26 protein-coding genes are annotated in these 24,388 nt (G+C 44.0%); 4 read left to right on the top strand and 22 right to left on the bottom strand.

From position 1 onward, the window contains the following. Positions 1-30 precede the first annotated feature (30 nt). Together A6K76_RS10755 and A6K76_RS10750 are read left to right on the top strand one after the other, a co-directional pair. Positions 31-843 (top strand): pirin family protein, encoded by an 813-nt coding sequence (locus A6K76_RS10755; protein ID WP_245671980.1) that lies wholly within the window; start codon positions 31-33, stop codon positions 841-843. A gap of 132 nt (positions 844-975) precedes the next feature. Further along, positions 976-1,881: a cation diffusion facilitator family transporter gene (locus A6K76_RS10750; RefSeq protein WP_066464909.1), complete on the top strand. Its 906-nt coding sequence runs from the start codon at positions 976-978 to the stop codon at positions 1,879-1,881. 48 nt (positions 1,882-1,929) lie between these two features. On the opposite strand, the gene A6K76_RS10745 is transcribed toward A6K76_RS10750, so the two are convergent. From A6K76_RS10745 to A6K76_RS10715, 7 genes are all read right to left on the bottom strand, one after another. Next, positions 1,930-2,370 carry an ASCH domain-containing protein gene (locus A6K76_RS10745; protein WP_066464908.1) on the bottom strand — a complete coding sequence of 147 codons (441 nt, stop codon included), beginning with the start codon at positions 2,368-2,370 and terminating at the stop codon, positions 1,930-1,932. Further along, a complete protein-coding gene (locus A6K76_RS10740; protein ID WP_066464907.1) occupies positions 2,367-3,107 on the bottom strand; it encodes a metallophosphoesterase family protein in 741 nt (246 codons plus the stop codon). The genes A6K76_RS10745 and A6K76_RS10740 overlap by 4 nt, the downstream gene beginning before the upstream one ends. Before the next feature lie 186 nt (positions 3,108-3,293). Next, entirely contained in the window at positions 3,294-3,758 is a 465-nt protein-coding gene (locus tag A6K76_RS10735; RefSeq protein ID WP_066464906.1) for a universal stress protein, read from the bottom strand. Between the two features lie 171 nt (positions 3,759-3,929). Beyond that, positions 3,930-4,697 carry a phosphate ABC transporter ATP-binding protein PstB gene (gene pstB, locus A6K76_RS10730; protein WP_066464985.1) on the bottom strand — a complete coding sequence of 256 codons (768 nt, stop codon included), beginning with the start codon at positions 4,695-4,697 and terminating at the stop codon, positions 3,930-3,932. Between the two features lie 69 nt (positions 4,698-4,766). Beyond that, the gene (gene pstA, locus A6K76_RS10725) at positions 4,767-5,591 is read right to left on the bottom strand and encodes a phosphate ABC transporter permease PstA (protein ID WP_066464905.1); all 825 of its coding nucleotides are present in this window, start codon (positions 5,589-5,591) and stop codon (positions 4,767-4,769) included. Position 5,592: 1 nt separating this feature from the next. Further along, positions 5,593-6,489, bottom strand: coding sequence for a phosphate ABC transporter permease subunit PstC (gene pstC / locus A6K76_RS10720; RefSeq protein WP_066464903.1), 897 nt, complete (start codon positions 6,487-6,489; stop codon positions 5,593-5,595). A gap of 16 nt (positions 6,490-6,505) precedes the next feature. Beyond that, positions 6,506-7,336, bottom strand: a complete 831-nt coding sequence (locus tag A6K76_RS10715; RefSeq protein ID WP_066464901.1) for a phosphate ABC transporter substrate-binding protein — start codon at positions 7,334-7,336, stop codon at positions 6,506-6,508. Positions 7,337-7,628: 292 nt separating this feature from the next. Between A6K76_RS10715 and A6K76_RS10710 the strand changes: the two genes are divergently transcribed. Next, entirely contained in the window at positions 7,629-8,402 is a 774-nt protein-coding gene (locus A6K76_RS10710) for a tyrosine-protein phosphatase (RefSeq protein WP_083995398.1), read from the top strand. Positions 8,403-8,545: 143 nt separating this feature from the next. On the opposite strand, the gene A6K76_RS16795 is transcribed toward A6K76_RS10710, so the two are convergent. The 12 genes from A6K76_RS16795 to A6K76_RS10655 form a co-directional block, all read right to left on the bottom strand. After that, complete coding sequence (locus A6K76_RS16795; RefSeq protein ID WP_169818012.1) at positions 8,546-8,713, bottom strand: hypothetical protein; 168 nt, start codon at positions 8,711-8,713, stop codon at positions 8,546-8,548. A gap of 263 nt (positions 8,714-8,976) precedes the next feature. Beyond that, positions 8,977-9,849 carry a hypothetical protein gene (locus A6K76_RS10705; RefSeq protein ID WP_066464899.1) on the bottom strand — a complete coding sequence of 291 codons (873 nt, stop codon included), beginning with the start codon at positions 9,847-9,849 and terminating at the stop codon, positions 8,977-8,979. A 13-nt stretch (positions 9,850-9,862) separates the two neighbouring features. Further along, entirely contained in the window at positions 9,863-10,795 is a 933-nt protein-coding gene (locus tag A6K76_RS10700) for a hypothetical protein (RefSeq protein ID WP_066464897.1), read from the bottom strand. Then, entirely contained in the window at positions 10,788-11,663 is an 876-nt protein-coding gene (locus tag A6K76_RS10695; protein ID WP_169818011.1) for a cell division protein FtsX, read from the bottom strand. Before A6K76_RS10695 ends, A6K76_RS10700 begins: the two co-directional genes overlap by 8 nt. Next, a complete protein-coding gene (locus A6K76_RS10690; RefSeq protein ID WP_066464895.1) occupies positions 11,629-12,291 on the bottom strand; it encodes a cell division ATP-binding protein FtsE in 663 nt (220 codons plus the stop codon). Before A6K76_RS10690 ends, A6K76_RS10695 begins: the two co-directional genes overlap by 35 nt. Further along, positions 12,292-12,900, bottom strand: a complete 609-nt coding sequence (locus tag A6K76_RS10685; protein ID WP_066464892.1) for a hypothetical protein — start codon at positions 12,898-12,900, stop codon at positions 12,292-12,294. Continuing rightward, positions 12,893-13,522 carry a hypothetical protein gene (locus A6K76_RS10680; protein ID WP_066464890.1) on the bottom strand — a complete coding sequence of 210 codons (630 nt, stop codon included), beginning with the start codon at positions 13,520-13,522 and terminating at the stop codon, positions 12,893-12,895. Before A6K76_RS10680 ends, A6K76_RS10685 begins: the two co-directional genes overlap by 8 nt. Beyond that, the gene (locus A6K76_RS10675) at positions 13,519-14,307 is read right to left on the bottom strand and encodes an ABC transporter ATP-binding protein (protein ID WP_169818010.1); all 789 of its coding nucleotides are present in this window, start codon (positions 14,305-14,307) and stop codon (positions 13,519-13,521) included. The genes A6K76_RS10680 and A6K76_RS10675 overlap by 4 nt, the downstream gene beginning before the upstream one ends. Further along, a complete protein-coding gene (locus A6K76_RS10670; protein WP_211271755.1) occupies positions 14,291-15,985 on the bottom strand; it encodes a dipeptide/oligopeptide/nickel ABC transporter permease/ATP-binding protein in 1,695 nt (564 codons plus the stop codon). The genes A6K76_RS10675 and A6K76_RS10670 overlap by 17 nt, the downstream gene beginning before the upstream one ends. Then, positions 15,985-16,986, bottom strand: coding sequence for an ABC transporter permease (locus A6K76_RS10665; RefSeq protein ID WP_066464886.1), 1,002 nt, complete (start codon positions 16,984-16,986; stop codon positions 15,985-15,987). Before A6K76_RS10665 ends, A6K76_RS10670 begins: the two co-directional genes overlap by 1 nt. A gap of 13 nt (positions 16,987-16,999) precedes the next feature. Continuing rightward, on the bottom strand, positions 17,000-18,649 hold the full coding sequence (locus A6K76_RS10660) for an ABC transporter substrate-binding protein (protein ID WP_066464884.1): 1,650 nt from the start codon (positions 18,647-18,649) through the stop codon (positions 17,000-17,002). A 541-nt stretch (positions 18,650-19,190) separates the two neighbouring features. Continuing rightward, positions 19,191-19,604 (bottom strand): MarR family winged helix-turn-helix transcriptional regulator, encoded by a 414-nt coding sequence (locus A6K76_RS10655; RefSeq protein WP_066464883.1) that lies wholly within the window; start codon positions 19,602-19,604, stop codon positions 19,191-19,193. A gap of 339 nt (positions 19,605-19,943) precedes the next feature. On the opposite strand from A6K76_RS10655, the gene A6K76_RS10650 reads away from it, so the two are divergent. Next, positions 19,944-20,840, top strand: coding sequence for a DMT family transporter (locus A6K76_RS10650; RefSeq protein WP_083995396.1), 897 nt, complete (start codon positions 19,944-19,946; stop codon positions 20,838-20,840). Positions 20,841-20,884: 44 nt separating this feature from the next. On the opposite strand, the gene A6K76_RS10645 is transcribed toward A6K76_RS10650, so the two are convergent. The 3 genes from A6K76_RS10645 to A6K76_RS10635 all read right to left on the bottom strand — a co-directional run bounded on the left by A6K76_RS10645 (position 20,885) and on the right by A6K76_RS10635 (position 24,382). After that, the gene (locus A6K76_RS10645) at positions 20,885-22,309 is read right to left on the bottom strand and encodes an S-layer homology domain-containing protein (RefSeq protein ID WP_066464880.1); all 1,425 of its coding nucleotides are present in this window, start codon (positions 22,307-22,309) and stop codon (positions 20,885-20,887) included. 448 nt (positions 22,310-22,757) lie between these two features. After that, positions 22,758-23,741, bottom strand: coding sequence for an S-layer homology domain-containing protein (locus A6K76_RS10640; RefSeq protein WP_066464878.1), 984 nt, complete (start codon positions 23,739-23,741; stop codon positions 22,758-22,760). A 167-nt stretch (positions 23,742-23,908) separates the two neighbouring features. Next, a complete protein-coding gene (locus A6K76_RS10635) occupies positions 23,909-24,382 on the bottom strand; it encodes an SdpI family protein (protein ID WP_066464979.1) in 474 nt (157 codons plus the stop codon). Between the last annotated feature and the right edge of the window lie 6 nt (positions 24,383-24,388).

Here is a 24,388-nt window from a genome sequence, read left to right as displayed (position 1 = left end):
GAAGTCAACAACAAACGAGGAGTGACGATGATGAGAATAAAACAAATTCCACTACAAGCAGGCGACGGTCGCCATTTACATTACGCATTACAAACAGACGATTTATATGACAACGATCCGTTCATCATTTTAGCTGACGACCGCTTCGCTCATAACACATTTGCCGATCACCCGCATAAAGGCATTCAAACGGTGACATACGTACTTGACGGCAGCTTAACACATTACGATTCGAAAACAGGTGGCGGCGGTCGTTTACACGTAGGTGACTTCCAAATGATGACGGCAGGACGTGGCATTATTCATAACGAAAATCCAGACGCTAATGAGGACGTACGCGTATTACAGCTATGGGTGAACTTATCGAGCGAGCATAAAAAAGTAGACGGGTATTATGAAGATTTACCGAAAGCAAACGTTCCGCGTGTGGCGCTTAAAAATGGGCATATCGACGTCTTAGCAGGAACAATTGATGGCGTTTCCTCACCGCTGACGCTTCTTACGCCGTTCTTTTACGGCAACGTCGAGCTACAAGCAGACGCGGCGCATACGTTTACGATTCCAGCGACGTACAATTCATACGTGTACGTGTTAGACGGCGAGTTTACAATTGACGGCGAAACAGCGCGTGCGTACGACTTCATTCACCTTGACCGCAGCGACGACGAACAGCACGTGACGGTTCACGCAACGTCTAATACGCGCTTCGTCATCTTTAGCGGTGAGCCGATCAAAGAGCCGATTGTTGCACAAGGTCCGTTCGTTATGAATACAACAGAGGAAATTCAGCAAGCGTTTCGTAGCTATCGTGACGGCTCATTTTTAGACGGAAAAACGTATTAAAATACGTAAAATATAACAACGTAGCTAACATAACTATGGTATAATGGAAGCTCATATGAAGAGGTTGTTCGCAAAAAGAGATTGCGAACAGCCTCTTTCGTGTTTTCAGAAGAGTTGCAAGGGGGAAACATTGTGGATACATATACAAATTTACGTGCTGGTGAAAAAGGGGCGTACTTATCGATTATCGCCTACATTTTTTTAAGTACATTGAAGCTTGCGTTTGGCTATATCGGTGACTCACAGGCGTTACGTGCAGACGGTCTAAACAACTTAACCGACATTATCGCCTCGATTGCGGTGCTTGTCGGACTGCGCATTTCGCAGCGGCCACCAGATGATGACCATCAATATGGACATTTACGCGCTGAAACGATTGCGTCACTCATCGCGTCATTCGTTATGATTTACGTCGGCATTGAAGTGTTATTAACTGCGGTGAAAAGCTTATTTACGACGACGCACGGCAACCCAGATACGTTAACAATTTGGGTATCATTATTTAGTGCTGTTGTCATGTATGCAGTATATCGCTACAATTTACAGCTAGCTGAAAAAATTAAAAGTACAGCGGTGAAAGCAGCAGCGTATGACAATCGCTCTGATGCGCTCGTTAGCATCGCAACAGCGGTCGGCATTACAGCAGCGATCGTCGGCTTACCGATTATCGATACAATTACAGCGTTCATCGTCGGCATCATCATTTTAAAAACAGCGTACGAAATTTTAAAGGAAGCGATTCATTTACTGACAGACGGCTTTGATCACGACATTTTAGAACGCGTCAAAGTCGAAGCAGCACACATTCCGCAAGTGCGGGAAGTGCGTGATGTGCGCGGTCGCCAGCACGGAAGCTTAATGCTGCTAGACGTAACGGTTGCGGTCAATCCAAACTTAAATGTGCGCCGCTCCCACGAAATTACAGAAGAAATCGAAGCGTACATTCGTACAATTGATGAACATGCCTTGGCATTCGTCCACATTGAACCGTACGACCCGAAGGAAATGATTATTTGCGAAGACGATTATCATTTTTAAACGACAAAAGGCTTGCTCGAACAATTCCGTTCCAGCAAGCCTTTTTCGTTATTTCACGCGTTGAAAGCGCTCACATACGAGCAACATATCGTCTGAAAATGCTTCTCCGTGCTGCGGCAATGTTTCACTAAAATAAGCAACATGCCCGCGCCACCAATCGTCGTACGTGCCTTCACCTTCTGCAACGGCAAACGCCTCACTCACTTCATTCATCGGCACAATTGTCACTTCCGTTGTCTCGATAATTGCGATTGGCTGCTCGTCACCATTTAAAACGATTGAATACATGCCAACTTGCGGAAGTGGATCGCCTAATTTGTCGTACAGCACTTTCGCTGAGCGCGTCGCGGTTTTCGTACCATTAACGACGTAGCTGCCTAATTCATCGGCAAGCTCCTTCGTATGCGCAAACGAAAATGCTTCATATAGCTCTGCATGTGGGTGCTGCTGTAAAAATTGCGCCCAGTACTGTGTTATTGCTTCGTTCATTGCTTTGCCTCTTGTATAATGCCTACGATGCGCCCGTCTTTTTTAATGCGCAGCCCGTTTAATTGCCCGCCGAATACGCAACCACCGTCAATGCCGATGTATTTGCCATCGTTTGAAATCCAAATGCCGTGGTGCTCTTCGTGACTCCCGTGCTTTTCTTCCTCGCTTCGGATGCGGGCGGTCGGCGTATGCCCAAACACATTGCGTAGCCCTGAGCCATTTTCCTTACCGTAGTGCTGACGAATCCATAAAAAATGCTCCTCGGTGCTTTCTTGCCACGTCGTATATTTTGACTGGAAGCCCGCATGTGTAAACAGCACGTTGCCCCATTCGTAATAGAGCGGCAAGCTTTGTAAAAACGCCAGCTCCTGCTCGTAATGAGTCTCCATGTAGTTCGCCTGCTCCTCCCGACTAAGATGCGCTACTCGCTCACCGATAAACGATGCGAGCGTTTGCTGACCACCGTTACGTAAAAAACGCTCCGCTAACGTGCCACGCGGATCTTCGACAAATTCTCCGAGCATCGCATCATGATTCCCCTTTAACACAATTACTTGCTCTTTATATGTATGACAAAGTTGTTGTATATGTGCCATGACCTCTTTTGATTTCGTACCGCGGTCAATGTAGTCTCCCATTAAAATTAATTGCTCGTTGTCTACGTCCCAATGCTTTAGTAGTGCAACAAACTCATCGTAACACCCATGAATATCACTTACACAAAATGCTTGATTCATACAAACTGCTCCCTTCCATCCAATACGACGATGTACTCGCGTTATTTTCCCTTTGTACTACTAGTTTATCACATGTTATAGCTGTTGTTACAGTACGATATTTTTTTCTTTTTAAATTGCATATCGAAGCTGTTATATAACAAAGAAAAAGTGCAACGATTTAAACGCGTCGTTGCACTTTTTTCTTTATGTTTCCCACAAATGCTCTGGCGTACGAATGACGAGTACATCACACGTCGCTGAGCGCACAATTGCTTCTGACACCGAGCCGACGAACATGCGCTGTAAACCAGACTTACCTGTTGCACCACAAATAATTAAATCTGCCTGTATTTCCTTTGCATACTCTTTCACGATAAAGTTTTTCGGTGAACCAATTTCTGCAACAGTACGCACAAACTGCAAACCGTAATCTTCTGCCTGTCGTTCAAAACGCGCAAGCAGCTCATCTGCCTCACGCTGCACTCGCTCTAATGTAGTCGTTTCCATACCGCTATTTAATGGCGATAGTACGGATGAATCCATTACGTGTACAATGTGTAACGTCGAACCAATGTTGCGACTTGCGATACCTAATGCTGTTTGAAATGCATATGACGCTTCACTCGAGTGATCTACAGCAATAATAATTTGCTCATACAACCTTGTCATTGTAATGCCCCCCTACTTCTGTTCAGTCACGTGTGTATGAGTCTTCATTTAGATGATGTGAACGAATCAATACACCTCGTATTACATATCTATTCCCATATTCGGCGTCGTTACAAACATTGCGCAAACGACAAAAAACGCGAGAAGCCGCATTGACTTCTCGCGCATATATTAACCGAAGCGTCCTGTAATGTAATCTTCTGTACGTGAATCGTTTGGTGTTTGGAAAATGACGTCCGTTTCATCGTACTCAATGACTTCACCGTTTAAGAAGAACGCTGTTTTATCTGAAATGCGTGCTGCTTGCTGCATGTTGTGTGTCACAATCACGATCGTATAATCTTTTTTCAGCTCGCTAATTAATTCTTCAACCTTTAACGTTGAAATTGGGTCAAGCGCTGACGTCGGCTCATCCATTAAAATAACGTCTGGTTTCATTGCGATGGCACGTGCGATACAAACACGCTGCTGCTGACCACCTGAAAGACCGAGCGCTGACGTTTTAAGACGGTCTTTTACTTCATCCCAAATTGCCGCACCGCGTAAACTTTCCTCTACTAATGCGTCTAGCACCTTTTTATTTTTAATCCCTTGCATGCGAGGACCGTACGCGACGTTATCGTAAATGCTCATTGGGAATAAATTTGGCTTTTGGAACACCATGCCAACTTTCGTGCGCAGCTTAATGACATCTTGAGACGTGTAAATATTTTCGCCATCAACGGTAATATCACCTGAAACACGTACACCTTCGATTAAGTCATTCATGCGGTTTAACGTACGTAAAAATGTTGATTTCCCACAGCCTGAAGGACCAATTAGCGCCGTTACTTCCTTCTCCTGAATGTTTAAGCTTACGTCAAATAGTGCTTGCTTGTCACCGTAAAATAAGTTTAATTTGTCTACGTTGATTTTCGTTGCTTTATACCCGCGCTCCATTGCGATCGGTGCTGCTTGTGTGTACGTTGTTTCATGTAAAATCGTTGTCATAACGAAACCCTCCAAATGTTAAAAATCTGCTTTGTTTAGCTTTTTCGAAATAAATGTTGCTGTCATGTTAATAAAGAAAATTAACACGATTAAGACGATGCCGACTGCTGCTGCTAATCCGATGTCCCCCGACTCCTGCGTCACTAAATATGAATGAACGGTTAACGTACGTGCTGATGAGAAAATGCTATCTGGCATTGCGGCAACTGTTCCTGCTGTTAAGAAAATCGCTGCTGATTCCCCGACGATCCGTCCGATTGATAAAATAATTCCTGATAAAATACCTGGCATTGCGCTCGGTAAAATGACTTTATATAACGTCTGTAGCTTCGTCGTCCCAAGTGCGAGCGAGCCTTCACGGTAGCTTTGTGGCACAGTTTTTAATGCTTCCTCCGTCGTACGAATAATGACGGGTAACACGATGATCGTTAACGTTAATGATGCAGCGAGTATTGACATGCCGAGCTTTAACGTTGCTACGAAGAACACTGCCCCGAATAAACCGTAAATAATTGATGGAATACCTGTTAAACTTTCTGTTGCAAAGCGAATGATGTTTACTAAACGACCTTGCTTTGCGTATTCTTGTAAATAAACTGCTGCTAAAATACCAAGTGGTGTCGCAATTACTAACGAAATGATAATTGTGTAAATCGTTGTAACAATCATCGGTAAAATACCGCCGCCACCTGTTGGCGAGTAGTCACCGAAAATGAAGTCAAAGCTAATGTAGCCAATACCTTTATAAAAAATAAACCCAACGATGAGTAGTAATACGCCGATGGATACGAGTGCTGATGCCCACAATAATCCACGTAATACGGCGTCCTTTGCTTGTCTCATATTATTGACCACCTTTTGATAGCTTCGATAACACGAAGTTTAAAATTAAAATGAATGAGAATAATACAATCCCTGTTGCAAACAGCATTTCTTGATGCGTGCCTGCTGCGTAACCCATCTCAAGTGCGATGTTCGTCGTCAGTGGACGTACGGAATCCGTTAAGCTCGTCGGTACGATTAACGCGTTTCCTGCGACTAAAATAACGGCCATCGTTTCACCGATTGCACGACCGAGCCCGAGTACGACTGCTGCTAAAATTCCTGATTTTGCTGCTGGTACGATCACTTTAAAAATCGTGCCAATTTGTGATGCACCGAGCGCAAGTGAACCTTCACGATATGCTTTCGGTACAGCGCGAATAGCCGTTTCTGATACGGTAACGATCGTCGGTAACATCATGATCGCTAATACGATAATGACCGCAATTAAGCTTTGCCCACGCGCTAGCCCTAAATTGTTTTGTAAAAACGGTACGATGATCGCTAAACCGAACACCCCGTATAATACAGATGGAATACCTGCAAGCAATTGAATGGCAGGTGATAAAATTTTTGCAACTGATTTCGGTGCGATTTCTGCTAGGAAGATCGCTGTAAATAAGCCAACTGGTACGCCGATTACGAGTGCGCCAATCGTTGCGTATAGCGATGCGACGATCATCGGCCAAATGCCGAACTTATCTTCACTCGGCACCCAATCTGATGCGAATAAAAAGTTAATAAAGCTATATTCACCTGATACGAACGGTGTCGCGCCTTTATAAAACACGAAGCCGACGATCAGCACTAAACTAAAGACGGAAAGGAGCGCACACACTAAAAATAGCTTCGATGAAAATTTCTCTAGTGCGTATTTTCGTTTATTCGCTTTCGTCATGTCTGTATGTGTTGTGTCCACTTGTAAATCCTCCTAATTAGTCAAGACGAATGGCGCCCGCCTCTTCAACAATATCTTGTCCTTCACTGCTTAAAATGAAGTCAATGAACTGCTCGCCTGCTTCATGTAAGCCCGCCTGATGCACGAATAAAAATGGACGTGCTAGCGCGTAAGAATTATTTAATACGTTGTCTGCTGTTGGTGCGACCCCGTTAATATTTAATGTGCCAATCGTTTCATCAATATATTCAAACGAAATGAAGCCAATTGCATGCTTGTTCGTCGCAACGGTCGTTTTAATGTTGCCGTTTCCGCTTGCAACAATGGCGTTACGAATGAGTTCGCCTGAGCTGTAGCCAACGATTTCTTGGAATGCATCGCGTGATCCTGAACCGTCCTCGCGCGATACGACGACAATTTCTAAATCGTCACCGCCAAGCTGCTTCCAGTTCGTAATTTCGCCTGTGAAAATTTGCTTCACTTGCTCCATCGTGACGTCCTTTACTGAGTTACTCGGATGCGTTACGACTACGATGCCGTCATACGCAATGACAACTTCTTCGACTGCTTCTTTTTCTTCTTCTTTTAAATCACGCGACGACATGCCGATGTCCGATACCCCGTTCATCGCATTTGTAATGCCGGCAGAAGAACCAATTTGGTTTACTTCAATATTGACATTGACGTCTGTTTCATATTTCGCTGCAAGCTTTTCAGCAAGCGGACCGACCGATGTTGAACCAGAAATGGCAATTGTTTCACCGTCTCCACTTGTCGCTTGATCTGCTTGTTGCCCGTCGCTACATGCTGCTAGGACGAAGCTGCTTGCAATCGCTGCACTTAACCATGTCTTTTTCAGAACCTTCATTTTTCTCCACCGTTTCTTTACAATTTGTCTGTCTTTCCTTTAACGTATTTTCATCATAACGCCCTTTTATTAATCGCTTATACGACTTTTGTAAATGCAATGTAAAGATTCCGTTTCAAATTGCAAATAAATGTTGTAAATATTAAGAAAATTCTAATTCGTGTTTACAAGCGCAACGTAATTGTAAAAAGCAAGGATATTTTTCGTTATCGCTACGTAAAGCTAGTAATTTGTCACAAAAATAATATGGAAATTTTTTATAAAAAAGAGGATAATTAAGGGTGACAACGGCATGAAGGAAGTGAAAATCTTGATTCAATCACCAGAGCTTTTTGAGGCGGTATTTAATTTTCGAGATATAGGTGGGGTGCAAACGAAAGATGGACGCACTGTACGCTATCGTCACTTATACCGCTGTGGCGAAATTAGCCACGCAACACAACATGATTTGCAGCTATTGGATCAGCTCGAATTAAAAACGATTCTTGATTATCGAGATGAAGAGGAAGCAATCGTTAGCCCAACCCCTTCAATTCAAGGTGCTGAGTACATTCGCATTAGCGCAACGTTCACATCGACATTGCGAATGAACCCATCACTAGAGCAGCTACATGAGCAAAGCGACACGTTATTTACAAAAGAAAACTTTTTGCAAGCGTATCGTCAGCTCCCATTTAAAAATCCAGCGTATCGTGCATTAATGGATCGTATCGTAACGAAGGACGTACCACTTCTTCAGCATTGCACAGCTGGCAAAGACCGCACAGGCGTCGGCACAGCACTCGTTTATTTACTGCTCGGCGTTGACGAAGAAACAATTGTGCATGAATATTTACAAACAAACGCCATTATCGACTTACAGCAGCCAGAATGGTACACCCATTGGGCAGCAACATTCGGTCATATGGACGGCTTTACATATATCGCAAAGGCAAATGAAGAATGTTTACGTACTTCGCTACAAGCGATTTTAGAAACGTACGATAGCTATGATACGTATTTCTTTGAAGAATTCGGTATTACGAAGGCGATGCAGCAAGACGTGCAAAGCTACTACTTAAAATAAACAGCAAGCGTGTTGATCTATTCGTTTGAATAACATGCAACATTATCATAAAAACAACGAGCGGTGCTAACGTCAAATCGACATTAGCACCGCTCGTTGTTTACGCAACAAAAAAACAGCTACGACAGCTGTTTATGTATTCATTATTCCGTTGTTTTACGCAGCACAGACGTCATAAGAAGCGTTCCGGCCACAAAGAAAAATTCATCTTGAAATTGCTGAAAGAGCATCGGTGGCTCACTCATAATCGCAAATAAAACAACCAGCATTGTAAAACAAAAGCTCGCGACAAAAAATTTTTTTCCTTTCAATGTGGTGTCCCCCTTTACAGTACATAACGCTGACGCTGCACGTAGTCTTTTGGTTGCTTTATTTTTATTACATTCATTATAACTAACTTTTCTGAAAATTGTTAGCGCATTCATCGAATCTCCACTACATGTTATGTCAAATTCTTGTTAGTACACACAAAATAACAGCACCAACTTCATATTTTTCCTATTTCTCTATACCTTTTTTCTTTTTTTATGTAAAAGAATGCGCCAGTTGCAGCAAAGCAAATGGCGCGTTTTCGTTACACTCGTTTTTTATTAAATAAAAATAATAGTAATGCAGCTATAATACATGCTGCTGTAATATACAGCCATGTCCAAGACGTTTTTTCCGCTTCAGGTTGTGCAGCGACAACTTCGACTTCCTCTAACGCTTGTTCGATCGTCGTTTGTTGTTGCGTCTCGACTGGTAGCTCTGTATAGCGCTTCTCACCTAGTACGATAAACTGTAGCGCTGTATCGTCGCTTGCTTTATCAAAATCGCGCTCACCATTTGGTCCAAAATACGACTCCGCAATCGATTGCCCAACCCAAACAGCTGGGTCTGTCGTCGTCGCAATTGCACTCGGATGGTTGCCAAGTATATAATCTTGCCCGTTTACAGTAATGACGTTTTGCCCATTTTCAACGCGTGCTGCCTCAATAACACCAGTCGGACCTGCTGTAAAGCTTGCCGCTTCGATCATCGTTTGTCCGTTAACAGCGTTGTTAACGTGCTTCGCAACGAACTGCGCAAATGCTTCACGTGTCAGCTCACCTTGTTGCTCTGCCGATAGCGTTAACGCACCGTTAAAATAAGCGGTATTGACTGCTTCATATGTAGCATTCCCGTCTAACGTTTGAACAAAACCTGCATCAACTGCCGCTTGTGCATCCGCTAAGCTATAATACCCTGCGACCCACTCAGCAAGCTGCGCCATCGTTAACGTATTTGCAGGATCAAATTGCGGTGAATCAGCTTGAATAACGTGCAGCGCGGCTAGTAGCACGATGTCATCAGCCGCCTCCGTTACATACAAATCACTATATAAATTGTCGCGGTTCATAATATGTGCGTGCGCATTTGTCGCGATGAGCGAAAACAGCACGACCGCCATCATTATTTTTTTGAACATAGAACTTCCCCCTTTATTTCGATTGTAACTGTAAGCTGCCGTTACGCTGTGTAATAAATGGTTCATGCATGCCAGACAATGTGCGTAACGTGTCGTAATGAACTGTAAATGATGGTAATTCTACGAGTAATTCTTCTGGTAAAAAGAAGCCGTTGTAAAAGCCAGCTTCAATGACTAAGCTCGCTGCTGTGCCATCTTCATTTTGAAGCACTTGCCCGAGCAATAGCACGTGCGCATACTCCAGCTCGTACTCGATGTATACATGGTCGCTTCGGAAATAATAGCGTGCGTTACTACGGTCATTAAGCCACGACTCATGTAGCATGTAATTGTTTTCCCAGTCGAGTAGCTCCTCATTTACGAGTTTGGCGTCTGCCTGTAAGTCGTCAATAATATGCTCCTCAACTTCTGCTGTCCAGTCAATGTCTAAATAGTTGGCGATCACTTCGAGCTCAAGTCCTGCTGTTTCGTCTAAAAACACTTGACGTGCTTTCACATTTTTTTCAATCGCCACGAGCAAATCCGCATGTCCTTGCAGCGCTTCTTGGCTCGCCTTTAGCTGTGCGTACGTGCGATATAATACGTCGAGCTCTTGCAAGTAATCATGAATTTGCTGCTCCATTACCCATTTGCTGCCGAGTAAATCGACGACGTCACTGCCGCTATGAATCATCGCAAGCCACGTATCGAGCCCAACTTCTGAATAAAATTGCAACTGTTCAATCGCTTGCTGCTGATCCGTACGAAAAGCCGCTTCTGCTTGCTGTACTTTCGGCGTTAACGCTTCAATTTCACGCTTCGTTTCATCAAGCTCACCGTGCAGCTGTGAAATCGTCGAGTCGTCGTACACGATTGCTAAAAAGTCCGCAAATGCCCCCGTTAAATGCGCTGAAACCGGTATCGCACAGCTACAAAGTAACACGATCAATACAATTTTCTTACCCATTGGCAATCATCACCCTCGTTGACATATAGCTTGCAAGCAGTGAAATGACAACGCCACTTACTAGCTGCACGATGCAAATAACTGCGACGTCGCTTCTTGCTACTGAGCCTAAATACGGCATCGCCTGCTGAAGCGGCACAAATACGACGTTGTATAACATGACCGTCAACACAATCGCAATGAAGGAGCCGATGAAGCCAATCACGCTACCTTCAACTAAAAATTGTAAACGCACAACGCGTGGGTCCATCCCTAAAAAGAGCTTCACGCGTAGTTCCTTCTCACGCTGATACATCGCTAAATGGAACGTCACATATACGATGCCAAACGCGAGCGCAAAGAAAATAATGACAGTCGCAACGCTTAGTCGCTCAACAGTCGTTAACGCCTCATCAATGATGCTTGCCATTTGCTGTGGATATACAACTTGTACGATGCCGTTTACATCGTGTAACTGCTCGCTAATCGTTTTCATGTAGCTTGCATCATGCACTGTAAATTTCACCGCATCAGGTACAGAGCCGTCTGTAAAACTTTCTAGCATATGCTCCTTGCCGTTAAAGAAAAAGGCAATTTGCTCAAGCATTTGCTGCCCGGTTTCAATCGTGACGTCATCTGTATACGTTTGATGCGCTAAAATATCGGCAACGTCTTGTACTAAGCCATCCTCGACATATACTTTCATCGCAAGCTGCGACTCGACGTAATCGAGCGCATCGCTTAAATACGCACGCGCCAGCAGCAGCGAACCAATGAGCGTTAAAGCGATCAATAATAGTGCGACCGATGCGAGCACGCTTCCTTTATTGCGCTGTAAGCCGATTTTGGCATCGTCAACGATGTAGCTTAGTTGCTGCTTGTTCCACAATGCGTCCACCCTCCATCCAATACGTCGTTGCATCAATATGTTCATGCGATTGATGCGTCACGATGAGCATCGCAATTTGCTCCTCTTCATGTAGCTCATGCAGCAGTTGAAATATGTCCGCCGCTGTTTCTTCATCTAAATTTCCGGTTGGCTCATCTGCTAGCAATAATTTCGGCTTATTTAACAACGCGCGTACGATCGCGACACGTTGCTGCTGCCCACCAGAAAGCTGCGCTGGAAACATATGTAGCTTGTCTGAAAGTCCAACGCGGGCAAGTAAACGCTCCGCTTCCTCGGTAATTTGTGCAAGCGGTCGCCCAAGCGCTTTGCCTGCAAGCAGTACATTTTCAAGCACCGTTTTTTGTTCAATAAGCTCAAATGACTGAAAAATAATGCCCATTTTGCGACGCAGCTCAAACTTTTGAAGCTGCTGCATCGGCACACCGTCAATGAATAGTTCGCCACTTTGCGCTTCAACGTCGCGATACAATAATTTCAAAAACGTACTTTTACCACAGCCAGAGCGTCCGCGTAAAAACGCAAACGCCCCGTGCGGCAATGCAAAATGTACGTCCTGTAATACCGGCGTTTCACCGTACGCAACCGCTACATTTTGTAATGTAATCATTTAAATTACGCCTCGCTGTAACCAAGGTAAGAAGCCGCGTAAAAAGCGCTCCGTTGCCGGCATGAAATACGAGCCGTAGTGGTAATCCGGGTCTAGCGTCGTGTTCACCCAAATGCCGCCTGTGTTGACGCGGTCGATGTATAAAACAGCACCACCGTCTTCCGTTGATACGAGCGTTTCACAGCCTTCGCTCGGCCAAAATACACCGTGCTGATGCCACGTCGCATCGTCTAACGTTAAATAGTTCGTAAATAAATCGTGGTCTGCACCCGGTAAGCGTAAGCCAGAATCTGCACCTGGCTCTAGCCACCACCAAAAATTCGTCGGGCGGAATTCCCAGTTATGCTCTGGTAGCCATTCTGTATGCGGTGGACCGAACGTGACAACAATTTTGCCACTGTTTGCGAAGTCATAAATTTTCTCGATGTTTTGCGATAAAATGCCCGTGTGTGACTGCGACGGAATGAGTAGTACGTCAAATTCCGATAAATCCGTCGTCGCGAATTGACGTGCCGGAATGCGCGTATGAATGTACTGTGCAAACTCCGACGTTTTGTACGTGCGGTGGTGATGTGAGCTCCCGCTATATAATACAGCAATTTTACGCATTGTTTGCCCCTCCTTGTAAACGTGCCCATTCCTCATCAACCCATTGCAGCATGCGCTGTGGAATAACGTCGGTCGTTTTATTTTGCTCCAGCTGCATGCCAAGCCCTAGCTGGAAAAAACAACTACCAGCATGCATAAAAATCGTACCGTTCGTTGATTCGCGGTCGATGTATGTAATCGTTTCGCCACCTGGTAACGTAAGCAGCACTTCCGCATTCGCCGGCGCTTCGTGATGCCCACGCGCAAAGAAGCCTTTGACCCCTTTATTCGTCGTCATGTCGTCCTCTAGCACGCCGTCAAATAAAAAGTGGTCGCTTGCAATTTGCACGTTGTAATCGCCGTGCCAGCGAATTTCTTTAGGCTGAAACATCGCTTGACCTTGTAGCCACGGCGTTACTAAATTGCCAAAGAAGCATACAATTTTTCCTTCTTCTAAAAACGAATCGATCATCGCTTTTTCCTCTAATAAAAAATCTTGGTCAACGAAGCCGAGTACGATCATACATTTGTATAGTGTTAAATCGGTATTCGCTAAGTCGTATTGGTCGATGCAGTCAAACTGCGGTGCAATCGACTCTGGTGAAAACACATTTTGTGGATGAATTACGATGTAGTCTTTCATGGTTGCGCTCCTTCTAATAGTAATAATGCATCAATAAGTGATTTCGTAAATGGATGTGTCGGTGCATGAATGACATCATCAGTCGGTCCGATATCAACAATCTCCCCTTCATGCAGCACGATGATGCGGTCGCAAAAGCCTTTCGTTAGCGCGATATCGTGTGTAACAAATACATAGGAAATGCCGTACTGCTCGTTCATCGACTTTAATAGCTGAATAAGCTCTAGTCGCAGTGACGTATCGAGCATCGACGTCGGCTCATCCGCAATAATGAGCTTCGGCTTGCAAACGAATGCGCGTGCAACACCGATTCGTTGACGCTCACCACCAGACAACTCATGCGGGTAACGACTCATATATTTTTCAGGGTCAAGCGATACGACACGCAACGCTTCTTTCACCATATCGCGTCGCTTCTCTTTATTTTTTTCGATGCGCTGAATAATGAGCGGCTCTTCGACAAGCTCTTCAATCGTCATGCGCGGTGACAGCGATTCGTACGGGTCTTGAAAAATCATTGCAATATGCTTCGCGAATTTGCGGCGCTCCTTGCTCGGTAACGCCGTTAAGTTCGTCCCGTCGAAATCAATGTGCCCGTTTGTCGGTTGCTCAAGTCCTGCTAATATTTTACCAATCGTACTTTTTCCCGCACCAGATGCACCGATTAAGCCGATAATTTCGCCTTGTGCAAACGAAAATGACACGTCTTTTAAAACCGCTACTTGCTCGCTTTTATGATGACCGTACACTTTCATTAAGTTTTGAATATTAACGAGTCGCTCCATAGCTTTGCTCCTTCTTCGGGTGTAATAACGGAATGGCATCGATTAAACGGCGCGTGTACGGGTGTGTTGACGTCTTCGCTAGCTCACGCGATGGACCAAAATCGACAATGTGCCCGTATTTCATGATAATTAAGCGATCTGTAATCGATAATACTGCCGGTAAATCGTGTGAAATGAAAATCATCGACAAGTTCATATCTTGCTGCAATTTGCGCAGCAGCTGAATAATTTCGACTTGCACAATAACATCTAAACCAGTCGTCGGCTCATCAGCAATGACGAACTTCGGCTTATTAATGAGTGCCATCGCAATAATGACGCGCTGACGCATACCACCTGACAACTCATGAGAAAACGCATAACGCCATTTCGGCTCAAGCCCAACTTGCATTAACACTTCATCAATACGCGCATCAATTTCCTTTTTCGATACGTGCGCATGTGCTACGATCGCTTCCTTCAACTGACGCTCGACCGATAATACCGGATTGAGTGCGTTCATCGCCGCCTGTGCAATGTAGCCAATTTGCTGACCGCGCAGCTGACGAAGTTCCTCGTCGCTAAACTGCTTGACGTCTTGCCCTTCAAAATAAATCGAGCCAGTCGGTACGTGCGCCTTGCCACGCAACTGCTGAATAATCGCGGCTGCAACCGTTGACTTTCCGCTTCCAGACTCGCCGACAATGCCGAGCACTTCCCCCTCTTTTACCGAGAAGTTCACGTCTGATACGACTGACGTGTACGCATTGTTTTTCGGATATTGCACCGTTAAATTTTCCACACGTAACGCAATATGATGTGCCACAAGCGCTTCGTTCGTCGTAATGTGTTGCTTCGGACGTTTCGGCGCGACCGTATATGCTCCAAGACGCGGATTCACTTTTTCCTCTAAGTAATAGCCGATAAATGAAAACGCGAGCACGACAAGCACGATGCACACACCAGGTGGGATAATCCACCACGCCCAAGCGTCTGTTAAAAAGCCGCTTCGACTGTTCGCGTAATATAAAATACTGCCCCAGCTTTTCATCGTCGGGTCGCCCATACCTAAAAAGCTAAGCGACGACTCCATTAAAATGGCCGCGTTCACCGAGCCAACAAACTGCGGAATAAAGAGCGGAAACACGCCTGGAATAATGTGACGTCTAAAAATATAAAAATCGCTCGCCCCCATCGTTTTCGCCGCAAGCACCGGACCTGCTGACTTAATCGATAACGTTTGCGCACGAATTTGACGCGCCTTCCCTGCCCATAATACGAGCGTAATAACGAAAATTTGCGTGAATACACCAGGACCGATATATACCGCTACAACGATCATGAGCGGTAAAAACGGCAGCGTTAACACAATGTCGATGACGCGCATGACGAACGTTTCAAATCGCCCGCCAATGTAGCCAGCAAGTACGCCAATAAAGCCACCGATCAATGTCGCTAAAATCGCCGTCATCATACCGATAAATAGCGACGTTCGTGCACCGACCGCAAGCTCTGCTAAAATATCTTGCCCCATATCGTTCGTACCGAGCCAGTGCTGTGCGCTCGGTGGTAAAAACGATCCGCCAACTTGCTTGTACGCATCGTACGGAATAACCATTGGACCAAATAACGCAAATAGCAGCACGACCGCAAACATGCCGACGCCGACAGCACCAATTATTTTTGTCGATTTACGCATTATGCTTGCACCTTCTTCGTCGTTGATTTTGCACGCGGGTCAATAAATGGATACGTAATGTCTGCTAAAATATTCGCCGCAATAACACCGAGTGTAATCATGAAAAACACCCCTTGTAGCATCGGGAAATCGCGTGCAACAACGCTTTCATATAACAAACGCCCAATGCCCGGATATGAAAACACCGACTCGACGATGACCGAGCCACCAATTAACGACCCGAGTGCCATCGTAAACTGCGTATAAATCGGCAGCAGCGCATTGCGTAACCCGTGATTGAAAATAAGCGTTCGTTTTTTTACACCTTTTGCTTCTGCCATAAGCATGTAATCTTGCCCGAGTGATTCAAGCATTGATGATCGCGTCAGTAAATAGTTCGAGCCGACCGTCGCAATGCTAAGCGTCGTCACCGGTAACACTAAATGCCAAAGCACGTCCTTCACATAGCCCCACGTCGTTCCGTCTTGCACGATCGACATCGCACCGTACGTCGGGAACCAGCCTAACTGCACCGCGAAAATTGCAATAAAGAGCATGCCAATCCAAAATCCCGGAATTGCTTGAAACGTTAACATCGTCGTTAGTAATGTGACGTCACGACCTTTTCCACGATTCCACGCTGAATACGCACCAATCATAACTCCGATCAATGTGCTCAGCAGCAATGCTGGTAATACGAGCAATAACGTCCAGCCGAGCTTGTCCGCAATAATGGCCGTCACAGGCTGCGCGTACGTAATCGAATAACCGAAATCCCACGTCAAAATGCCTTGTAAATAACTAATATATTGTTCCCACAATGAGCCGCCTAATCCTACCGAATTGAGAACATCCTGTCGCTGCACATCTGTTAGCTCGCGAATAGTCGATTCATCAAAAAAGTAAAGGAGCGGGTCTCCAGGTGCTAAACGTGGCAATCCGAAATTAATCGTGATTGCCACAAAAAGCACGAGCATGTATTGGAACAGTTTTTTTCCGATTGTCGAAAATGTTCTGCTCATGTACGTTGCCACCTTATTTTACAATTACTGGTTGTGTTGCAGATACTGCTTGCTTCGTTTCCTCTGGTAAGAATGAGAACTTGTTCACAATGCCGTAGCCTAATGATTCTACGTAGCCATCATATTTTTCCGCGTTGTATGCATACACTTCTTTTGGATAATACAGTGCAACCGCTGTTGGCTGCTCGTTATAAAGCTTTTGCATATCAAATGAAATCAACTTGCGGTCTTCAATCGTCGATGCTGCCATCCATTGTTCAATTAACGTATCCATCGCTGGGTATGGCATTTCTTTTGCCCATAAGTAGCCCGAGCGGTGCGACATAATGAACTGGTCTGGATCCGCTACGCCGTGTGGGCCGATTAAGCTAACGTACGTATCGAAGTTTTTCTCTGAGTTATGTGCTGCAAACGTCGTTGGGTCTAACGTTTCAACGAATAACTTTAAGCCAACTTGTTTATATTGCTCAACCATCATTTCTGCTGCGCGTACGTAAATTGGTTCTGCTGATGATACTTTAATCGAAATGTTTAGCTCGTCGCCTTCTGGTGTTTCACGGAAGCCGTCACCGTTCGCATCGCTATAGCCAAGTTCATCTAAAATCGCGATCGCTTGTGCTGTATCGTACGGTGTTGAAAGCTCTGGACTCGTCCATGGTGATGCTGGGTGCGGATAGCCTTTATCGCCTGCTTGCCCTTGTCCGAGTAAAATCGTATCGACAATCGCTTGACGGTCGATTGATAACGACATCGCTTGACGGAATTGCTCGTTGTTAAACGGCGCTTTTTGATAGTTTAAGCCAAACTGCACAATCGATAAGTTCGATGCTTCGGCTAATTTAAACTCACCTGATGATGTGAACGTACTCACTAGCTCTGCTGGCACGGTGCGAGATGACACGTCAATTTGACCTGATTTTAACGCGTTAAACATTGCTGACGGGTCGGCAATAATCGGTAGCGTTAATTTTGCAACAGACGGCTCACCCATGAAGTAATCGTTGTTTGCTTCTAAAATGTAATGCTGGTCTGCTACGTATTCCGTTAACTTAAATGGTCCTGTGCCGATTGCAAGGTCCGTGTATTTACGCGGGTTTTCAACGTTGCTCCAAATGTGCTCTGGTAAAATCGGTAAGTCTGCAAATGTAATCGTTTGCAGTGATGGGCATGCGTATGCACACTCAAATGTTACCGTTTTGCCATCTTCCCCAATGTTAATTTCATCAATTTGTGGCACTTCGCTTACGTGGTGTGTATGACGATTCGCTGGGCCGTCGCGGTAATACTCATATGTAAATTTTACGTCTTCAGCTGTGAACGCTTCTCCGTCGTGCCACGTAATACCGTCACGCACAACGACTTCCCACGTATCGTCATCAATTTGTGTTGCCGATTCCGCTAACCATGGTGTCGGCTCGTCAACGTACGGCGATGGTGAAAACAATTTGTCATACACCATATCTGTTAGCCAGTCCAAGTTGCCTGTATAAATGTTTAACGGACCGACATCACTTGATAAGCCGATTGTTAAATTATCGAGTTGCTCTGTGCTCGCTTCATCGGTCGCATCTGCTTGCTCCTTTTCATCATTGTCTGAGCACGCAGCGAGCGTTAGCGTTAATGCAAGCGCTGGGAGTGCTACCCACTTTCTCACGTTTTTCATCTATGTTCCTCCTCGAAATTGTCTCTACAAGTTCGTATCATACAACTAATGATAATGATTATCAATGTCACTGATAATATTATCAATTAGTTGCTTATGTATTTACACTTCGTTTACGAACACTTCACGTCACTGTTATAAAAATATTAAATATATACATAAGAATTGCGAATACAAGTATGTTAATTCATTAAATCTACAGGTGCGTTATGCGGCTCGCGTTGCTGGGGCTCGGCAGCGAACACGACGTTTGTCATGAAGGCCGTGACTCGTGTAGTCGCGATCATTGCCTTCCTCAACGTATAATTTTAGTTCCCCTAGAAGTCTCGCCGTACGCTACCTATCATTCATATACAGCGTTTATTTCAGCTTGGTAACTAAAAATCATGCATTTCACTGTATACAAATGGCGTATCAACAGACTTGACGTAATATTAAACGCGCTCATGTTCCCCATTACAAAAAAGAGCGAACGAATAAGTTTTCACCTAGTCGTTCGCTCTTTCATATGACATTTTCTTTGATGTCTCTCCATATATATTTAGTCTAAAGATAATAACTCCTCTTCTAAATGAAGCATAAAGCGCGTAAACGTCGCCATTTCTTCATCTGTAAAATTAGCTGTTACTTTTTGCTGTAGCGCTTCTACTTCTACTAAAATTTCTTCATAAACCGCTTCCCCTGCATGTGTTAGCGCCAAATTTTTCACGCGCTTATCTGCACCTTGCGTAATGGCAACCCATTCTTTATCATGCAGTCGACGAATATGTTCAGATACAGTTGGTTTTTCTACTTTCCACGCTTTTACAATATCCATGCTCGTACAGCTTCCATAGCGGAAAATATAGCGCAAAATTTGAAATTGCATAGATGTCATTTTACGTGTCGTGCAAATTTCATTTACTTGTGCAATATAAAAGCGATTTAATCGATTCATTGACGTAAATAATTCCATTTGTTCTCTCCCTACTGTCTATGCCCATTCACGGCGCGCAACCGCTTACATACTTATCATTATAAAAGATGTAAAAATGAAATAAAAGAATTCCCCTCGCTTTGCACAAATTTTACAAAAATCACGCATAAACCTTCAAAAAATAATGATTTCTAACAAAAACTGTAACGTTACAGTTGTCATTTCGAGCAAATTTCCCCTTCGAATTGACACGTATTCTGTAATTCGACACATATTGACGTACTATTTTCGTCCATCTTCATTTTTTTAAGCGCATCTATCTTTTTTTTACAAAGCAATGTACAGTTAAAAGAACAAAAGTAATACTTGGAGGAGTGTATGAATAACAAACGTTGGATTGGTGTTTTTTTCGCCTTAATTAGCGCCGCCTTTTGGGGAATTGGTGGAACAGTTGCACAATATTTATTTCAGCAGCAGCACGTCGACGTCAATTGGTTTGTCACGGTGCGTCTATTACTTGGTGGTACTTTGCTCGTCGGCTCACAAGTATTACTCGGTAAGCCGATTTTTAACATTTGGAAAACGAAGCGAGATGCTGTGCGCCTCGTTATTTTCAGCATTGTCGGCATGCTGCTCGTGCAATATTCGTATATGCTTTCCATTGCACTTGGCAACGCAGCGATGGCGACACTGCTGCAATATTTAGCGCCCGTATTCATCATTTTATTTTACATTATAACGAAGCAGCAGCCATTTACGAAGCTTGATGGCGCACTCATTTTTTTCACGATGATCGGGACGTTTCTATTGCTTACAAACGGCGATACGTCATCGCTGTCAGTGCCAGTTGCTGCGATCGTGTGGGGCATTATTTCCGGACTTGCACTCGCCTTTTACACGCTGTATGCAAAGCCGCTTCTTGAAACGCAATCATCTATTTTAGTCGTCGGCTGGGCAATGCTTGTTGCAGGTGTCATGTTTAATTTTATCGCACCATTTTGGCAAACAAGTAATATGACGTGGAGTACACCGACAATCGTTGGCTTAACGTTTTCAATCGTTTGTGGCACAGCGCTTGCTTTTTGGCTGTTCGTCGCAAGCTTGAATTACATTTCCCCGAAAGAAACGAGCATTTTTGGTACATTTGAGCCGCTCACTGCGGTCGTTAGCAGCATCGTCTGGCTCGCTCTTCCATTTGGCATTTGGCAATTTGTCGGAGCGCTGTGCATTATCGGCATGGTGCTTGTGCTGTCGTTAGTGCCGAAAAAAGCATAACGAAAAGGCTAGAGGAAAAAACGTCCTCTAGCCTGTTTGTGCGCTTAATACGTTACGTGAATGTAAATCGTTAATGCTTTGTCCCAGTTATTATCCCAATCTTCTTGTGGTACAATTTGATATTCTACAACACCGGGGCGTACAAATGTATTGTATAGTCCTTCTTCATCGCCCATTACATCGCTATGACTTGTCATAATACTAACAGGCTTTTCATACCAATCGTATTCACCTTGGTCAAAGTCTAATACTTGTCCAACTTTTGCGTAAATTGTTTCGCCGTTGTAATACGATGATTTCACTGTACCATCTTCTCGAATGCTATATTGAATATTTAACGTATTAGCAGGCTCCTCGATTTTTGGCAGCTGCGTTAATGATTTTGCTACTAGCTTACCTTGCTCAAACGCATATAAACCTGAATAACTAGAGCTAGATTCTAATACTAATTTTTTATCGATAACTGACCAATCTGCATGTTCATGCGCAAATAATGGTGTTGATGATACTTTTACATCATATAAATCTTTCGCTGTGACTGCTGCAATCGTTAGCCTACGATATGCTCCTGAATACATAAGTAATTGCTCAGCTTGATCCCCTGTCATCGATACTATTTCATTTCTATACCAATTATCATCGCCGACTGTGAATAAAAAGTCACCATCTGTATATTCCCACTTGTTCGTCTCATCATTGAAGCGATATAACGCAAAGTAACGATACGCAAATAAAGCATCTTTCCAGCCTGGAGATTCTGGGTCATCTGGAATCGTATCGTATTTTATAAGCATTTCATTGATACCATCCCCGTTAAAGTCCGCTACGACCGGCTCTAATAAAATTGAATCATCTGCAAACAGTTCGCTTTCTGCAAAGCTCTTCTGTAACACATGCTTTTCAAAATACCAATTCGTATACAAGTTTTTGAAAAACTGCGCCATATGCTCGCGCTTTAACGGATCACTCCCACCGAAATCGACGTACTTGTCGGTGCTAACACCTTTTCCTTTTGAAATGTTATACGCATACATCCAGTCGATTGCTTGTTGATCGGTCGGCGTCTTTCCTTCTACGTACGTGTAAAATGCTTTCGCCACTTGTAAACGTGTAAATGTCGCTGCTTGTGCTGTTTTATTCCCTTGTCCTGCTAACGAAATGCCGTGCTTTTTTAAAATGCTATACGCCACATCACGTTCATTGCCTTTTGACGTCTGTAACGTGTTGCGGTCAATAAAACGTGCCATCATTAACGCAAAATGCGCTTCCGTTAACACTGCTTTTGGCTTAAACGTCCCGTCACCGTAGCCGTTAATTAGCTCCGCTGAACCTGCCCACGTAATTGGCTCGTAAAATTGCGTCGTACGCGGCACATCGTCAAACTCCATAATGGCATGCGCTGTCATTGACGTAGCGAACATTGCTCCTGCGATAATCGCAGCTTGTGTAATCGTTTTGAAAACTCCCATTTACCCACCTCTTTTAATAATATTTGAATCTTTATACTTATTTATTGTAGTGCATCAACTAAGTCAAAAGATGTCCATGTAAAGAAAATAAATACAACTATTCATGAATATGTCGTTGCCTTTCCAATGAAAAGCGCGTGAATTTCCAATTACATAAAAAAACACTTCGGAAGCGAACTCCGAAGTGTTGTCGTTACAAGCGTGTTGATTAGCCATTCAACTGGCATTTCGCGTAGTGCGGCTCGCTTTCCTGGGGCTCGGCTCAAGCCTCCGCACCGCTCCTACGTCGCGCTTTACGGGGTCTTGAGGCACGAGCTGTTCCCCAAGGAGTCTCGCCGCACGCTTCCTGCCACTACAATACTGCCTTCATCTCATTTTTGCTGCTGAAAACAACCGATTCAGCTGTATACAAGTAGCTAATCAACAGACCTGTTGTCGTTATTATGTATTATTCGTTAGGCGTTGCTGTTTCTTGTAATGCCGTTGCTGGCACGTTATACATCGCACCTTCAAGCACACTGTACGTCTTTTGCCCTTGTGCATCTGTAAACGTTATTAATACATCATCGTAGTTTGGCTGTGGTAATCGTTGTAGCGTTGTCGGCTGCACGTTATATTGCGTGCTACCTTCTTTATAATGATATGCATTCGTCGCCTCATCAAATACATATATAGCAAAATAATGGTCTGTTTTAATTGTTTTGTATGCTTCCTCTGGCACGTCATCATACATATTAATTTCATGGTACATGACCAATTCTTCAACTTTGTCACCATTTAAATCGGCATATACCGGCGCAATTGGCTGCTGCTGTAGCTGTTCAATTTCTAATTTCGTGTACGCTGTCTTTTCAATGTACATGCGCGGGGCAAATACTTTTGTATAAAAGCTACGGAAAAACTGTGCGGCATGAACGCGCTTTAATGACTCATGCCCACCGAAGTCCACATATTTGTCCTCACTAATACCTTTTCCTTTTGATAAACCGTGTGCATACATCCAGTCAATTGCTTCTTTATCGCTTGGCACTTCTCCTTCAACCGCTGTATAAAATGCTTTCGCTACGTCTAAACGTGTAAATTCACGGTCGCGCAGTACTATATCATTTTCTACAGTACTTATGAACGTCACACCGAGCGATTCCAAATAATGATAGGCAAAATCATACGGGTTCTCCGCCGTCTCCTTTAAAGCAGCCGCATCAATCAAGCGCGTTAGCATCATAACAAACTGTGCCTCTGTAATAAAAGCATTTGGCTGAAACGTACCATCAGGGAAGCCTTGAACGACGCCACGATCTTTGGCCCATTGCAACGTTTCATAATATGTATAGTTCGCTGGAATATCTGCATAAATCGAAGCCTCTGTTGCAACCGCACAAGACGTCACTGCAACGCTCGATACCATTGTCGCTAAAAATGCTTTTTTCAAAAAAATCGCTCCTTATATAAATAACATACATTTAGTGTACAAATATTTTAGCGTATAGTCAATTAGACGAAAAAAACGTTTTTTAAAAAATCGACCGAAATGATTATATGAAAATAGGAAAAAAGGTTTATTGGCGATAAAAAAGCTAAGGAATAGTTAATCATTCCTTAGCTCACTCCTATATTACTACGTTTTACAAAACTATAAATCGAAAAACCTATTGCTGTGCCCAATAAAATCAAAAGAATGATAAGCATTTCTAAATTTCCTAACCCAAATGTGTGACCTTGTGCAACATATACGTCCTTCACACTTAAATACGCAAACAGCAGCGAAACTTCAAGCTGCAACGAAATGATCATATTAATGGCAATACGATTTTGCTCGTCATTACGCGACTTAACGTCATCCGCCATATTAATAAACTGAGGAAAACGCTTCACTACTTCCATTCCTATCCAAAGAATAATGCCAATTACTGGTGGAAAGAAAATAAATGGCTTTGCCGCCCACTCATCGACCTCACCTGCAAAATTGTAATGTTGCGGCACTTCAGCTGGAATGACCGACCAATTGACGATAATATGTGCGAGCGCCGCAACTAATGCGGCAAGCCCAATCCATTTTAATCCATTTTGCATACCGCT

The sequence above is a fragment of the Caryophanon latum genome (assembly GCF_001700325.1).
GTDB classification, from domain to species: Bacteria; Bacillota; Bacilli; order Bacillales_A; family Planococcaceae; genus Caryophanon; species Caryophanon latum.
The sequence above is the reverse complement of the archived record's forward strand: the minus strand, read 5'-3'. Positions and strand labels throughout refer to the sequence as shown.

Coding starts and splice junctions, on each gene's coding strand:
- A6K76_RS10755 (WP_245671980.1), top strand. CDS start 31: ATGAGAATAAAACAAATTCCACTACAAGCAGGCGACGGTCGCCATTTA.
- A6K76_RS10745 (WP_066464908.1), bottom strand. CDS start 2,370: ATGAACGAAGCAATAACACAGTACTGGGCGCAATTTTTACAGCAGCAC.
- A6K76_RS10740 (WP_066464907.1), bottom strand. CDS start 3,107: ATGAATCAAGCATTTTGTGTAAGTGATATTCATGGGTGTTACGATGAG.
- A6K76_RS10735 (WP_066464906.1), bottom strand. CDS start 3,758: ATGACAAGGTTGTATGAGCAAATTATTATTGCTGTAGATCACTCGAGT.
- pstB (WP_066464985.1), bottom strand. CDS start 4,697: ATGGAGCGCGGGTATAAAGCAACGAAAATCAACGTAGACAAATTAAAC.
- pstA (WP_066464905.1), bottom strand. CDS start 5,591: ATGAGACAAGCAAAGGACGCCGTATTACGTGGATTATTGTGGGCATCA.
- A6K76_RS10715 (WP_066464901.1), bottom strand. CDS start 7,336: ATGAAGGTTCTGAAAAAGACATGGTTAAGTGCAGCGATTGCAAGCAGC.
- A6K76_RS10710 (WP_083995398.1), top strand. CDS start 7,629: ATGAAGGAAGTGAAAATCTTGATTCAATCACCAGAGCTTTTTGAGGCG.
- A6K76_RS10705 (WP_066464899.1), bottom strand. CDS start 9,849: ATGTTCAAAAAAATAATGATGGCGGTCGTGCTGTTTTCGCTCATCGCG.
- A6K76_RS10700 (WP_066464897.1), bottom strand. CDS start 10,795: ATGGGTAAGAAAATTGTATTGATCGTGTTACTTTGTAGCTGTGCGATA.
- A6K76_RS10690 (WP_066464895.1), bottom strand. CDS start 12,291: ATGATTACATTACAAAATGTAGCGGTTGCGTACGGTGAAACGCCGGTA.
- A6K76_RS10685 (WP_066464892.1), bottom strand. CDS start 12,900: ATGCGTAAAATTGCTGTATTATATAGCGGGAGCTCACATCACCACCGC.
- A6K76_RS10680 (WP_066464890.1), bottom strand. CDS start 13,522: ATGAAAGACTACATCGTAATTCATCCACAAAATGTGTTTTCACCAGAG.
- A6K76_RS10675 (WP_169818010.1), bottom strand. CDS start 14,307: ATGGAGCGACTCGTTAATATTCAAAACTTAATGAAAGTGTACGGTCAT.
- A6K76_RS10670 (WP_211271755.1), bottom strand. CDS start 15,985: ATGCGTAAATCGACAAAAATAATTGGTGCTGTCGGCGTCGGCATGTTT.
- A6K76_RS10665 (WP_066464886.1), bottom strand. CDS start 16,986: ATGAGCAGAACATTTTCGACAATCGGAAAAAAACTGTTCCAATACATG.
- A6K76_RS10660 (WP_066464884.1), bottom strand. CDS start 18,649: ATGAAAAACGTGAGAAAGTGGGTAGCACTCCCAGCGCTTGCATTAACG.
- A6K76_RS10655 (WP_066464883.1), bottom strand. CDS start 19,604: ATGGAATTATTTACGTCAATGAATCGATTAAATCGCTTTTATATTGCA.
- A6K76_RS10650 (WP_083995396.1), top strand. CDS start 19,944: ATGAATAACAAACGTTGGATTGGTGTTTTTTTCGCCTTAATTAGCGCC.
- A6K76_RS10645 (WP_066464880.1), bottom strand. CDS start 22,309: ATGGGAGTTTTCAAAACGATTACACAAGCTGCGATTATCGCAGGAGCA.
- A6K76_RS10635 (WP_066464979.1), bottom strand. CDS start 24,382: ATGCAAAATGGATTAAAATGGATTGGGCTTGCCGCATTAGTTGCGGCG.